General features: G+C 69.0%; 14 protein-coding genes and 1 pseudogene. 11 read left to right on the forward strand and 4 right to left on the reverse strand.

Features of this window, described 5'->3' with window-relative positions; translation table 11 throughout:
- Window positions 1-28: 28 nt before the first annotated feature.
- Window positions 29-151: pseudogene (locus J2848_RS36290) on the reverse strand (AtzG-like protein); the annotation flags it as partial.
- 143 nt (window positions 152-294) lie between these two features.
- Here J2848_RS36290 and hpxZ point away from each other — a divergent pair.
- The 8 genes from hpxZ (at window position 295) to J2848_RS16970 (ending at window position 8,068) form a co-directional block, all read left to right on the forward strand.
- Window positions 295-705 (forward strand): oxalurate catabolism protein HpxZ, encoded by a 411-nt coding sequence (gene hpxZ, locus J2848_RS16935; RefSeq protein ID WP_149232310.1) that lies wholly within the window; start codon window positions 295-297, stop codon window positions 703-705.
- A gap of 148 nt (window positions 706-853) precedes the next feature.
- Entirely contained in the window at window positions 854-1,570 is a 717-nt protein-coding gene (locus J2848_RS16940; RefSeq protein ID WP_149232309.1) for a GntR family transcriptional regulator, read from the forward strand.
- Window positions 1,571-1,915: 345 nt separating this feature from the next.
- Window positions 1,916-3,043, forward strand: coding sequence for a BMP family ABC transporter substrate-binding protein (locus J2848_RS16945; protein WP_149232308.1), 1,128 nt, complete (start codon window positions 1,916-1,918; stop codon window positions 3,041-3,043).
- 29 nt (window positions 3,044-3,072) lie between these two features.
- Window positions 3,073-4,182 (forward strand): ABC transporter permease, encoded by a 1,110-nt coding sequence (locus J2848_RS16950; protein ID WP_246193949.1) that lies wholly within the window; start codon window positions 3,073-3,075, stop codon window positions 4,180-4,182.
- Window positions 4,183-4,184: 2 nt separating this feature from the next.
- Window positions 4,185-5,111, forward strand: a complete 927-nt coding sequence (locus J2848_RS16955; protein WP_149232306.1) for an ABC transporter permease — start codon at window positions 4,185-4,187, stop codon at window positions 5,109-5,111.
- A gap of 10 nt (window positions 5,112-5,121) precedes the next feature.
- A complete protein-coding gene (biuH, locus tag J2848_RS16960; protein ID WP_149232305.1) occupies window positions 5,122-5,805 on the forward strand; it encodes a biuret amidohydrolase in 684 nt (227 codons plus the stop codon).
- Entirely contained in the window at window positions 5,802-7,370 is a 1,569-nt protein-coding gene (locus tag J2848_RS16965; protein WP_149232304.1) for an ABC transporter ATP-binding protein, read from the forward strand. Before biuH ends, J2848_RS16965 begins: the two co-directional genes overlap by 4 nt.
- Before the next feature lie 29 nt (window positions 7,371-7,399).
- Window positions 7,400-8,068: a cysteine hydrolase family protein gene (locus tag J2848_RS16970; protein ID WP_149232303.1), complete on the forward strand. Its 669-nt coding sequence runs from the start codon at window positions 7,400-7,402 to the stop codon at window positions 8,066-8,068.
- 59 nt (window positions 8,069-8,127) lie between these two features.
- Here the strand turns inward: J2848_RS16970 and J2848_RS16975 are convergent, their stop codons facing one another.
- Together J2848_RS16975 and J2848_RS16980 are read right to left on the reverse strand one after the other, a co-directional pair.
- Window positions 8,128-8,649: a DUF2442 domain-containing protein gene (locus J2848_RS16975; protein ID WP_149232302.1), complete on the reverse strand. Its 522-nt coding sequence runs from the start codon at window positions 8,647-8,649 to the stop codon at window positions 8,128-8,130.
- A 13-nt stretch (window positions 8,650-8,662) separates the two neighbouring features.
- The gene (locus J2848_RS16980) at window positions 8,663-8,872 is read right to left on the reverse strand and encodes a DUF4160 domain-containing protein (RefSeq protein ID WP_149232301.1); all 210 of its coding nucleotides are present in this window, start codon (window positions 8,870-8,872) and stop codon (window positions 8,663-8,665) included.
- A 326-nt stretch (window positions 8,873-9,198) separates the two neighbouring features.
- Here J2848_RS16980 and J2848_RS16985 point away from each other — a divergent pair, with 326 nt between their 5' ends.
- Together J2848_RS16985 and J2848_RS16990 are read left to right on the forward strand one after the other, a co-directional pair.
- A complete protein-coding gene (locus J2848_RS16985) occupies window positions 9,199-10,119 on the forward strand; it encodes a PDR/VanB family oxidoreductase (RefSeq protein ID WP_246193948.1) in 921 nt (306 codons plus the stop codon).
- A gap of 34 nt (window positions 10,120-10,153) precedes the next feature.
- Window positions 10,154-10,579, forward strand: coding sequence for a PAS domain-containing protein (locus J2848_RS16990; protein ID WP_149232300.1), 426 nt, complete (start codon window positions 10,154-10,156; stop codon window positions 10,577-10,579).
- On the opposite strand, the gene J2848_RS16995 is transcribed toward J2848_RS16990, so the two are convergent.
- Complete coding sequence (locus J2848_RS16995) at window positions 10,561-11,436, reverse strand: helix-turn-helix transcriptional regulator (RefSeq protein ID WP_149232299.1); 876 nt, start codon at window positions 11,434-11,436, stop codon at window positions 10,561-10,563. The genes J2848_RS16990 and J2848_RS16995 overlap by 19 nt on opposite strands.
- Window positions 11,437-11,539: 103 nt before the next feature.
- Here J2848_RS16995 and J2848_RS17000 point away from each other — a divergent pair, with 103 nt between their 5' ends.
- Window positions 11,540-12,427, forward strand: coding sequence for an SDR family oxidoreductase (locus J2848_RS17000; protein ID WP_149232298.1), 888 nt, complete (start codon window positions 11,540-11,542; stop codon window positions 12,425-12,427).
- Window positions 12,428-12,436 lie beyond the last annotated feature (9 nt).

A 12,436-nucleotide genomic window follows, 5' to 3' on the forward strand; every position in this document is an offset into this window, starting at 1 on the left:
CCAGCGGTGCTGCCATCAGCTTCGTGGCCATGGCCTGGGCCAGCGTCAGGAAGGCCGCCACCCCCGGCTTGTGGGCGTCGGCGATCGTCAGCCCGCAGGCAGGGGCCATCGCCTCCATATGGAGGACTGGATCGAAGGCGGGATCGGTCATGCGTCGGGGACTCCCATCCGGAAAGGCGCTGTGACAGCGGCAGCGAGAGGGGGCAAGCAGAGCGGCGGGGGCTGGCCTGCATGCAGTCTTGCATGCAATATGGCGCAGGCGCCACCTGTTTGCAGACGGAAAGGATGACCAGCATGGATTCCCAGAACGCCGTGACCGACGATGCGGAGATCAACCGGCCCGACGTGATCGCCGCGGTGACGGCGGCCTTCGAGCGGTACGAGGTGGCGCTGATGAGCAACGACGTCGCCACCCTGAACGCGCTGTTCTGGCAGGATCCGCGCACGGTGCGCTTCGGCGCCGACGGTCCCGCCTACGGCATCGACGCCATCGCCGCCTTCCGCCGCGGGCGCGACGTTTCCGACCTCGCCCGCGTGTTGGAAAGGGTGGTGATCACCAGCTTCGGCGACCGCTTCGCCACGGCGCTGTGCGCCTACCGCCGCACCGCCACCGGGCGCATCGGCTGGCAGAGCCAGAGCTGGGTGCGGATGCCCGACGGCTGGCGGATCGTCGCCGCCCATGTGAGCCTGGGGCCGACGCCCTGACGGACAGGTCAAGACTCCGGGCCTGCGCGGATTGGCTGCGGCGATACGCCATGCTGGAACCATTGCGCGCATTCCATGTATATCACGGCAGCGCGCATGATCACCGGCATTCGAGGGCCGGCACCGCGGGAAGAGGATACACCCAGCCATGACCTTGCAGGCCGGACCCGGTTTGCGCCTGGAACAGGACGATCCCACCGAGCCGCTGGACCGCCAGTCCCGCGGCACGCTGGCCGAAACCCTGCGCCGGCACCTGGCCGACGACATCCTGGACGGCCGCCTGCTGCCCGGCGTCCGCCTGGACGAGCAGGAACTGGCCGCCCGCTTCGGCGTCTCCCGCACCCCGGTGCGCGAGGCGTTCAAGCTGCTGGCCGCCACCGGGCTGGTGCAGGTGCGCCCCAACAAAGGGGTCGTCGTCACCTCCATCACCCCGGAACGGCTGGCGCAGATGTTCGAGGTGATGGGCGAGATCGAGGCGGCCTGCGCCCGCTTCGCCGCCCAGCGCATGACGGCGGAGGAGCGCCAGCGGCTGGCCGCCCTGCATGCGGAGGCCGGGGCGCTGGCCCGTGCCGGCGACCGCGAGGCCTATGACGCCATGAACACCCGGTTCCATTCCGCCATCTACGCCGGGGCGCACAATGATTACATGCAGGAGACCGCCCAGGCGATCCGCCAGCGCCTGCGCCCGTTCCGCCGTGCCCAGTTCCGCGTCAGCGGCCGGCTGTCGCTGTCCTGGCTGGAGCATGATTCGGTGGTGCGCGCCATCCTGCATGGCGACGGCGAGGCGGCCTATCACGCGCTGCGCCTGCACGTCACCACGGTCGGCGATGCCTCGGCCGATTACGTCGGCCGGTCGTCCGGCTGAGCGGTCACTCGGAAGGCAGGCGCCACCTTGCATGCACGAATGCATGCAGAGTGTCCAGGGCCCTGCCTGAAACAGAGGCTTTGTAAATCAGTAAGTTAATGAAAAATGGTTGTTGCGGCGCCCGCTTCTTGATGATCCGCGCGCGCCCTTTTTGACCGCTGCGCAGGCAGATTCCGGCGCCAAGGCGAAAAAACGGGCATACAAACAGGTTTGCAGACGGGCCCGACCCCACTCTTGAATACAATCCGGCCGGATTCCGGCCGCCCTGGCTGCCCTCCCCTCCCGTGGCACAGGTTTTGCGGATGTTCCCGGCAAACCTGCACCACAAGACAAGGGGTATGCACCATGGGCAACGCGTTGCGCTTTTCCCGCCGCTCCGTTCTGAAGACGATGACGGCGGCCGGTGGACTGGGGGCGCTCGGCGCCGGCCTGCCCTGGACGCCGGCCATGGCGAAGACCCTGGTGATCGGCTTCCTCTATGTCGGCCCGCGCGACGATTACGGCTACAATCAGGCCCATGCCGAAGGGGCCGCCGCCGTCAAGGCGATGCCCGGCGTCAAGGTGCTGGAGGAGGAGAAGGTCCCCGAGACCATCGACGTCGAGAACAGCATGGAGAGCATGATCAACCTCGACGGCGCCTCGCTGCTGTTCCCGACCTCCTTCGGCTATTTCGACCCCTATGTGCTGAAGGAGGCGAAGAAGCACCCCGACCTGACCTTCCTGCATTGCGGCGGGCTGTGGACGCCGGGCAAGCACCCGGCCAACGTCGGCAGCTATTTCGGCTATATCGACGAGGCGGAATACCTGTCGGGCATCGTCGCCGCCTATGCCAGCAAGTCGAAGAAGCTGGGCTTTGTCGCCGCCAAGCCGATCCCGCAGGTGCTGCGCAACATCAACTCCTTCACGCTGGGCGCCCGCTCGGTCGACCCGGCGATCACCACCGCGGTGGTCTTCACCGGCGACTGGTCGATGCCGGTCAAGGAGGCGGAGGCGGCCAACAGCCTGATCGACCAGGGCGCCGACGTGCTGACCTGCCATGTCGACAGCCCCAAGGTGATCGTCGAGACCGCCGAGAAGCGCGGCGTCTTCTGCACCGGCTACCATGCCAGCCAGGCGACGCTGGCGCCCAAGGGCTATCTGACCGGCGCCGAATGGAACTGGGCCAAGGTCTACACCGACTTCGTGAAGATGGTGCAGGGCGGGATCAAGCCGCCCAACCTCGTGCGCGGCGGGCTGAAGGAAGGCATCATCAAGACCTCCCCCTATGGCGCGGCGGTGTCCGACGCCGCGCGCAAGCACGCCGACGACGTCAAGGCCAAGTTCATGGACGGCAGCTTCGTCATCTACAAGGGGCCGATCAAGGACAACAAGGGCAACAGCGTGATCGCCGAGGGCAAGAGCCACGGCCAGACTGACATCGCGCTGGAATCGATGAACTGGCTGGTCGAGGGCGTGACCGGCTCAATCTCCTGACCGCAGCAGAATAGCCGGGAGTGCCGCCGATGCGACCGTTCCTGCACGGTGCCGTGACCAGACTGTCCGCAACCCTGTCTGCACCCCTCTCAGCCCTGGCGCTGCCGGTTGCGGCGGTGGCGGTGTCGCTCGCCCTGTTCGGCGCCTTCGTGGCGCTCGTCGGGGTCGATCCGGTGGAGATGTACCAGCTGATGTACCGGGGCGCCTTCGGCACCTGGTTCTCCTGGCAGAACACGCTGACCCGGGCAGCACCGCTGATCCTGACCGCGCTCTGCACGGCGCTGCCGGCCCAGCTCGGGCTGGTGATCATCGGCGGCGAGGGGGCGCTGGTGCTGGGGGCGCTGGCGGCGGCGGCGGCGGGGATGGCGCTGAACGGCGCGCCGGCGGCGCTGGTCCTGCCGGCGATGGCGCTGGCCGGCATGGCCGGCGGCGCTCTGCTGATCGGCGGGGCCGGAGCGCTGCGCCAGTGGCGCGGCGTCAACGAGACGATCTCCAGCCTGCTGCTGACCTACATCGCCATCGCCGTGCTGAACCACATGGTGGAAGGGCCGCTGAAGGACCCGTCCAGCCTCAACAAACCCTCCACCCCGCCGCTGGCCGACGCCTACATGATCGGCACCCTGCCGGGCAGCAGCGTCCATTGGGGGCTGGTGGCCGGCATCGTCTGCGCCGTGGCGGCCTGGGTGCTGATGCGGCGGACCACCTTCGGTTTCGCCGCCCGCATGGTCGGCGGCAATCCGCGGGCGGCGCGGATGGCCGGGCTGCCGGTCGGCCGGCTGCTGGTCGTCACCACGGCGCTGGCCGGGGCGGCGGCCGGGCTGGCCGGCATGGTGGAGGTCGCGGCGGTGCATGGCCGGGCCAGCGCCTCGCTGGTCGCCGGCTACGGCTCCACCGGCATCCTCGTTGCCTTCCTCGCCCGGCAGAACCCGCTGGCGGTCATCCCCGTCGCCGTGCTGTTCGGCGGCATCGGCGCCAGCGGCGGCCTGCTGCAACGCCGGCTGGATCTGCCCGACGCCTCGGTGCTGGTGTTGCAGGGCATCATCTTCGTCGTCCTGCTGGCGAGCGAGGCGATGCGGGGCCGCCTGCACCTGTTCACCTTCGCCCGGCCGACCGCCACCCCCGCCACCAAGGAGGCCTGAGCATGGACCACGCGTCGCTGGGATGGTGGGGGGTGCCGCTGGCCGTGCTGGCCGGGGCCATCCGCGTCTCCACCCCCTTCCTGTTCGTCAGCCTGGGCGAATGCCTGACGGAGAAGAGCGGGCGCATCAATCTGGGCCTGGAAGGCACGCTGGTGATGGGCGCGATGAGCGGCTACGCCACCGCATACCTGACCGGCAACCCCTGGGCCGGGGTGCTGGTCGCCGGGCTGGCCGGCTCCCTGCTCGGCACGCTGCACGCGATGATCTGCGCGCTGGAGCGGGTCAACGACATCGCGGTCGGCATCGCCCTGATGCTGCTGGGAACCGGGCTGGCCTTCTTCCTCGGCAAGCCCTTCATCCAGCCGCAGGCGCCGCAGCTGCCCGCCATCCCCTTCGGCTGGTGGAGCAGCTCGGCGCAGGTGCGCTCGGCGCTGGACATCAACCCGCTGTTCCTGGTCGGTCTGGCGCTGGCGCCGCTGCTGCTGTGGGGGCTGCGCACCACGCGCTGGGGCATGGTGCTGCGCATCGTCGGCGAGAGCGCCGAGGCCGCCCGCGCCATGGGCTACCAGATCAACCGGGTGCGCCTGCTCGCCACCGCGGCGGGCGGCTTCTTCGCCGGGGTCGGCGGCTCCTTCCTGTCGCTGTCCTATCCCGGCAGCTGGAACGAACGGCTGTCGAGCGGCCAGGGCATCACCGCGGTGGCGCTGGTCATCTTCGCCCGCTGGGATCCGGTGCTGTGCGTCTGGGCCTCGCTGCTGTTCGGCGGGGCCGGGGCGCTGGGGCCGGCGCTGCAATCGGTCGGGGTGACGCAGGGCTACCACCTGTTCAACGCCGCCCCCTATGTCCTGACGCTCGCCATCATGATCGCCACCTCGTCCTCGCGCCACCGGCTGGCCGGGGCGCCGGCCGAACTGTCCGTCACCCGATAGGAGATCCGCCATGACCGAGCGTTTCGTGCCGGCCGAACCCTATCCCTGGCCCTACAACGGCGACCTGACGCCGGCCAACACCGCGCTGATCGTCATCGACATGCAGACGGACTTCTGCGGCACCGGCGGCTATGTCGACAGCATGGGTTACGATCTGAGCCTGACCCGCGCGCCGATCGAGCCGATCCGGGCGGTGCTGGCGGCGATGCGGGCCGGCGGGTACCACATCCTCCACACCCGCGAGGGGCATCGGCCCGACCTGTCGGATCTGCCGGCCAACAAGCGCTGGCGGTCGCGGCGGATCGGCGCCGGCATCGGCGACCCCGGCCCCTGCGGCCGCATCCTGGTCCGCGGCGAACCGGGGTGGGAGATCATCCCCGAACTGGCGCCGCTGCCCGGCGAGCCGGTGATCGACAAGCCGGGCAAGGGCAGCTTCTGCGCCACCGACCTGGAACTGATCCTGACCACCCGCGGCATCCGCAATCTGGTGCTGACCGGCATCACCACCGATGTCTGCGTCCACACGACGATGCGCGAGGCGAACGACCGCGGCTTCGAATGCCTGCTGCTGGCCGATTGCTGCGGCGCCACCGATCCCGGCAACCACGCGGCGGCGGTCAAGATGGTGACGATGCAGGGCGGCGTCTTCGGCGCCGTCGCCGACTCCCGCGGCTTCATCGAGGCACTGCCATGAACGTGATGTCCCGGATCGTTCCTCAGCCGATCATCCCGCTTGGCCCCGCCGACGGCGCACCCGCGCCGGGGCTGGAGGCGGTGGCGATCACCAAGCGTTTCGGCGCCTTCACCGCGCTCGATGCCGTGTCGCTGAAGCTGCGCCCCGGCACCGTCCATGCGCTGCTGGGCGAAAACGGCGCCGGCAAGAGCACGCTGGTGAAGTGCATCATGGGCTTCTACCGGCCCGACGAGGGCGCGGTGGTGGTCGGTGACCGCGAGGTGGTGATCGGCGACCCGCGCGCCGCCCAGACCCACGGGCTGGGCATGGTCTACCAGCATTTCACCCTGGTGCCGCGCATGACGGTGCTGGAGAATCTGGTGATGGCGCGGGCCAGCGTCCCCGCCGTGATCGACTGGCGGGCGGAGCGGCGGCGGCTCGCCGCCTTCCTCGACACCATGCCCTTCACCGTCGACGTCGACGCGCCGGTCGCCACGCTTGCCGCCGGCGACAAGCAGAAGGCGGAGATCGTCAAGCAGCTCTACCTCGACGCCCGCGTGCTGATCCTGGACGAGCCGACCTCGGTCCTGACCCCGGACGAGGCCGACGAGATGCTGGGGCTGATCCGCGGCATGGCGCTGGCGGGGCGGCTCAGCGTGCTGATCATCACCCACAAGTTCCGCGAGGTGATGGCCTTCGCCGACGATGTCACCGTGCTGCGGCGTGGCCGGCTCGCCGGGTCGGGGGCGGTCGCCGACCACACGCCCGACAGCCTCGCCCGGCTGATGATCGGCGACAGCAGCACGGCGGTGCCGGTCGAACGCCGCGGCCCGCCCGGAACGGCGGCGCGGCTGCGCATTGCCGGCCTGCGCGCCGACGACGACGGCGGCCTGCCGGCGCTGCATGGCGTCGATCTGACGGTGCGCATGGGCGAGATCGTCGGGGTCGCCGGGGTATCCGGCAACGGGCAGGTCGAGCTGGTGCAGGTGCTGGCCGGCCAGCGCGCCGCCACCGCCGGCAGCGTGTCCATCGGTGACGAGCCCTACCGCGCGACGCGGGAGGAGATGCGGCGCCACAAGGTCCACTGCCTGCCGGAGGAGCCGCTGCGCAATGCCTGCGTGCCCGGCATGAGCGTGGCGGAGAACATGGCCTTCCGCAGCTTCGACGAGCCGCCGATCGCGCGTGGCAGATGGTGGCTGGACCCGGCGGCGATGCGCCGCGCGGCACTCGACCTGATCGCCCGCTACCGGGTGAAGACCACCGGACCGGACGCGCCGATCGCCACCCTGTCCGGCGGCAATGTCCAGCGCGCCGTGCTGGCCCGCGAGCTGTCGCGCGAGGTCGATGTGCTGATCGCCGCCAACCCGGTGTTCGGCCTGGATTTCGCCGCGGTCGCCGACATCCATGCCCAGATCGTCGAGGCGCGCAACCGCGGCACCGCGGTGCTGCTGGTCAGCGAGGATCTCGACGAGCTGCTGGAGCTGTCCGACCGGCTGGTGGTGATGTCGCACGGCGCCATCGTCCACGAGACCACCCCGGCCGCCGCCGACCTGACGGTCATCGGGCGCTGCATGGCCGGCCACTGAATATAATGACGATGGACGGAGTTGCCGCCATGCTGACGATCCCCGCCCTGCCCTACCCCTTCCCCTTTCCATTGGCGCGGACAGCGCTGATCGTCATCGACATGCAGCGCGATTTCCTGGAACCCGGCGGCTTCGGCGAGGCCCTGGGCAACGACGTGACGCAACTGCGCCCCTCGGTGGCGCCGACCCGTGCGCTGCTCGACGCCTTCCGCGCCCGCGGACTGCCGGTCATCCACACCAAGGAGGTCCATCGGCCCGACCTGTCCGACTGCCCGCCGTCCAAGCTCAACCGTGGCGGCGGGCCGCTGCGCATCGGCGATCCGGGACCGATGGGCCGCATCCTGGTGGCCGGCGAGCCCGGCAGCGACATCATCCCGGAACTGGCCCCGCTGGCGGGCGAGATCGTCATCGAGAAGCCCGGCAAGGGCGCCTTTTACGCCACGCCGCTGGCCGACGCGCTGGCCGAACTGGGCACCAGCCATCTCATCTTCGCCGGCGTCACCACGGAGGTCTGCGTGCAGACCACCATGCGCGAGGCCAACGACCGCGGCTTCGAATGCCTGCTGGTCGAAGACGCCACCGACAGCTATTTCCCGGCCTTCAAGGCGGCGACCCTGGCGATGATCCGCGCCCAGGGCGGCATCGTCGGCTGGACCGCCCCCAGCGCCGCGGTGGTGGCGGCACTGGAAGGCCATTAGCAGTCTGCCGAAACCTGCTCTTCGATCCCGCGCCCCGATGCGGCCATCGCCGCCCCTTCCTACTCGGCCGCAGCAGGTGGCCGGCCGGGACGGCGAGGCCGCAGGAAGGCGGCAATCGGCAAGGGGTCGCGGTCGATGGCGCGGCAGGCGATCGCCAGGGCGCGGGGCACCGGAGTGGTGCCGTTGCGGTAGTTGATCCAGGTGTTGACGTGGAGCGCGAACACGTCGGCCGCCTCCTGGTTGGACAGGCCGTGCCGCTCCTGCCATGCCACCAGCTCGTCGATGCCAAAGAACCGCTGCTGTTCGGCCAGCAGTTCCAGATGCACGCTGTCGATCGACAGATCCTCATCCCCGGCCCAATGGACGGTGTCGCCGTGCTCGCCGATCTCGGGCTTGTTGAAGACGCTGAAGACGCGGAGGGCCTCAATGTCGTGCAGGGCGATCCAGCCGGACAGATCGATGCTGGTTCTGCCGCCATCTTTCCAGGTCACGGAGAGAACATAGGCGTCGGGACCGGCCTCTACCTGCTCGATCAGTGGTACGGGGCGGGAGTCGATGCCGACGACGAAGCCTGCGGACATGGGGACCTTCCTTTCAGGCGGTGGGAATCTGGGGGTTGAGGGTGTTCCAGGCGGCGACCAGTGCAGCGCCGTGGGCGATGGCCCAGGCCTGGACCTCGGCCCATAAATCGGACGGCAGTCTGCCGCGGAGGATGACGACGGGGTCGATGCCGACCAAGGCGTTGATGTCGGGGCCTTTGACGTGGAAATGAGGCGGGTTGTGATCGCGCCCCTGGACGATCACCCAACACCTTTCCGAAGTTCGTCAGCTTGCCCATAGCTCATCCCTGCCGCTGGCATCTAAACCTACTACAAAATTTGTATATGCTTGCTGGAAAGCGAACATTGCGACACGAGCGCGGATTTTATCCCCGCTCAGCCAAATGCGGGTTCGTACGGGCATTTCCCGCTTGACCTGAAGTTAACTTGAGGTTTTAGGCTGGCCGTATTGGATCTGGCATACCAAACTCCAGGCCAATCCCGACCGGCAAAAACCTCGCAGGCAAGACGATGAGCGGTATTCAGTTGGAAACGCCAAGGCACGCGCCGAAGACGCCATGGACGCTGCGCGTGCACCGTCTGGAACAGATCACTCCGCAAGTGCGGCTGATCGAACTGCGCGATCCCGATGGAGGGATGCTGCCGCCGGCCGAGCCGGGGGCGCATATCGACCTCCATCTGCCGGACGGGGCGGTGCGATCCTATTCGCTGTGCGGCGATCCGGCGGACCGCCACGCCTACCACATCGCCGTTCTGAAGGTGCCGGGCGGGCGTGGGTCGGGCTTCGTCCATGGCGATCTGGAACCGGGCAGCGATCTTACCATCTCCCCGCCCCGCAACAATTTCCGCTTCGACGACGCGCCGCGCTCCCTGTTCATCGCCGGCGGCATCGGCATCACCCCGCTGTTGCCGATGATCCGCAGGGCGGCGGAGCGCGGGGCCGATTGGGTCCTGCATTATTGCGTGCGCAGCGCGTCGGCGGCGCCCTTTCTCGACGACCTCCGCGCCCTGCCCCACGGCCGGGTCGAGCTGCATGCCGCCGACGAAGGCCGCCGGCTGGCGGTGGACGCACTGCTGGCCTCCACACCCGCCGACGTCCCGATCTATTGCTGCGGCCCGCAACGGCTGATGGAGGCCGTCGCGGCCGCCGCCGACCCGGCGCAGGATGTCCGCTTCGAGTGGTTCGCGCCGCGTACGGAACCGGCCCGCGAACCGGCATCGGACGACAGTTTCGAGGTGGTCTGCGCCCGATCCGGCGTGACCGTCACGGTGCCGGCGGGGACCAGCATCCTGGACGCCCTCTACGCCGCGGGCGTCGAGGCCGATTCGTCCTGCGAGCAGGGCATCTGCGGCACCTGCGAGACGACTGTGCTGGAGGGTGAGCCCGAACACCGCGACAGCGTCCTGTCCGACACGGAGCGCGCCGCCGGCAAGACGATGATGCTGTGCGTCTCGCGTGCCCGAAGCGCAAGATTGGTGTTGGACATCTGATGCGTCACCGCAAACAAACCATTGGGAGGATCCGATGACCGAGGAAGAATTGCGACAGCTGGGACTGGCCCTCTTGAACAGCCCGGCGGAGGCCATCGCCTATTCCGACCGGGAGGGCATCATCCGCTTCTGGAACGCGGGCGCCGAGCGGGTGTTCGGCTTCACCGCCGACGAGGCGATCGGCCAGTCGCTGGACATCATCATCCCCGAACGGCAGCGTCCGCGCCATTGGGAGGGCTATGACGAGGTGATGAAGTCGGGGGTGAGCCGCTACGGCAGCGGCGACCTGCTGTCGGTGCCGGCAACCCGCAAGGACGGCAGCCGCATCTCGGTGGAGTTCACCATCGTGCCGCTGAAGGACGCCAGCGGCGCCATGCTGGGGATGGCCGCCGTCATGCGCGACGTCTCAGCCCGCTTCGAGGAGTTGAAGACCCTGCGCCGTCAGGCGGCCGGACGCTGATACGACGGTTTCCCGCCTTTCCCCGTGCCGGTCCTTTGCGCGACCATGGCCCGGATGCGGTCCTTAACCTGTTCGTCCAGCGGGTTGTAGACCAGCAGCCCAAGGTCCGGGCGGCCATCGACGGCGAAGGCGGAATATTCCATCTCGACGGCGCCGAGTGCGGGGTGCTGAAGCTGCTTCACTCCCTCGCTCGGCGCGTAGACGTCGTTCTCGTTCCAGAACCGGGCGAAGTCGGCGCTCGTCCGGCATAGCTCCTCGACGAGATCGGCGATCTCCTTCACCGCCCCGGCCCGCGCGGCATCGACGCGGAAGGCCCCGACCAGATGCCGCGCCATGCCTTCCCAATCCTTCTGCTTGGCGCGGATCGCCGGATTGCCGAACACCAGCCGCAGGATGTTGCGCTGCTCGGGGAGAAGCGTGGCGTAATCGGTCAGAACCACCGCGGCGGCCTGATTCCAGGCCAGCACGTCCCAGGTCGCCGTCTTGATGAAGGCGGGGCAGGCATCGAAGGAATCCAGCAGGCGCTGCAGCCGCGGGCTGACGCCCTGCACCGGCCGGTAGCGCATCTCCGGCGGCCGGCCCAGCGCCAGGATGAACAGATGCTCCCGCTCCAGATCGGTCAGCATCAGGCCGCTCGCGATCCGGTCCAGCACGTCGGCCGACGGTGCCCCGCCCCGCCCCTGTTCCAGCCACGTGTACCAGGTCGGGCTGATGTTGGCCCGCTGCGCCACCTCCTCCCGTCGCAGTCCCGGCGTGCGCCGCCGCCCCGTGAAGCCGAAGGCCGCCGGATCGAGCCGCGTGCGGCGGTCGCGCAGGAAGGCGGCGAGCGTGCCGGCCTGCTTGGAATCGGTTTGCATGGAGAGGATCCTGGTAGCCGCTATACTAGGAAAACGTCACTACTTTAACAGGATATCACGGCACAGCAGAGTGGGGGGACGAAATTGGAAAGGTGATTTTCCCATGCGTATTTTTCTCACCGGCGCCACCGGATTCATCGGCCGGGCCGTACTGTCCGAACTTCTGCAAGCCGGCCATCAGGTCGTCGGCATGACCCGGTCCGCCGAGGGCGCCCGCGCGCTGGAAGCCGCCGGGGCCGAACCGCGCCACGGCACGCTGGAGGATCCGGCAAGCATCCAAGGCGGCGCCGAAAAGGCCGATGCGGTGATCCACACCGCCTTCGACCATGATTTCTCGCGCTTCGCCGAGAACTGCGACAAGGACCGCCGGGTGATCGGCGCGCTGGGCGCGGTGCTGAAGGGCTCCGACCGCCCGCTGCTGATCACCTCCGGCGTCGGGATCGGCGGGGCCGGTCATGGCCGCCCAGCCAGCGAGGACGTCTTCGACGACGCCCACCCCAACCCGCGCATCGCGTCGGAGCGGGCCGGCAACGAGCTGCTGGATGCCGGCGTCAATGTCGGGGTGATGCGGCTGCCGCAGGTGCACGACACGGAGAAGCAGGGGCTGATCACCCCGCTGATCGCCATCTTCCGCGAAAAGGGCGTCGCTGCCTATATCGGCGAGGGACGCAACCGCTGGTCGGCCGGTCACCTGAGCGACGTCGCCCGCCTCTACCGTCTGGCGATCGAGACGGCGGAGCCCGGCGCCCGCTATCACGCGGTCGGGGAAGAAGGCGTGGAAACCCGAGAGATCGTGGAAACTCTGGCGCGCGGCCTGAAGATCCCGGCGGTCTCCGTCCCGCAGGACCAGGCGGCCGGGCATTTCGGCTGGATGGCGATGTTCGCCGGCATCGATCTGGCGGCGTCCAGCGCCCTCACCCAGGCGAAGCTCGGCTGGCACCCGCAAGGCCCGGGCCTGATCGCCGATCTGGAAGCGATGCGCTACGCCTGAGAGGACAGG

Source organism: Azospirillum lipoferum (assembly GCF_024170005.1).
Classification (GTDB): Bacteria; Pseudomonadota; Alphaproteobacteria; order Azospirillales; family Azospirillaceae; genus Azospirillum; species Azospirillum lipoferum.

Coding starts and splice junctions, on each gene's coding strand:
- hpxZ (WP_149232310.1), top strand. CDS start 295: ATGGATTCCCAGAACGCCGTGACCGACGATGCGGAGATCAACCGGCCC.
- J2848_RS16940 (WP_149232309.1), top strand. CDS start 854: ATGACCTTGCAGGCCGGACCCGGTTTGCGCCTGGAACAGGACGATCCC.
- J2848_RS16945 (WP_149232308.1), top strand. CDS start 1,916: ATGGGCAACGCGTTGCGCTTTTCCCGCCGCTCCGTTCTGAAGACGATG.
- J2848_RS16950 (WP_246193949.1), top strand. CDS start 3,073: ATGCGACCGTTCCTGCACGGTGCCGTGACCAGACTGTCCGCAACCCTG.
- J2848_RS16955 (WP_149232306.1), top strand. CDS start 4,185: ATGGACCACGCGTCGCTGGGATGGTGGGGGGTGCCGCTGGCCGTGCTG.
- biuH (WP_149232305.1), top strand. CDS start 5,122: ATGACCGAGCGTTTCGTGCCGGCCGAACCCTATCCCTGGCCCTACAAC.
- J2848_RS16965 (WP_149232304.1), top strand. CDS start 5,802: ATGAACGTGATGTCCCGGATCGTTCCTCAGCCGATCATCCCGCTTGGC.
- J2848_RS16970 (WP_149232303.1), top strand. CDS start 7,400: ATGCTGACGATCCCCGCCCTGCCCTACCCCTTCCCCTTTCCATTGGCG.
- J2848_RS16975 (WP_149232302.1), bottom strand. CDS start 8,649: ATGTCCGCAGGCTTCGTCGTCGGCATCGACTCCCGCCCCGTACCACTG.
- J2848_RS16990 (WP_149232300.1), top strand. CDS start 10,154: ATGACCGAGGAAGAATTGCGACAGCTGGGACTGGCCCTCTTGAACAGC.
- J2848_RS16995 (WP_149232299.1), bottom strand. CDS start 11,436: ATGCAAACCGATTCCAAGCAGGCCGGCACGCTCGCCGCCTTCCTGCGC.
- J2848_RS17000 (WP_149232298.1), top strand. CDS start 11,540: ATGCGTATTTTTCTCACCGGCGCCACCGGATTCATCGGCCGGGCCGTA.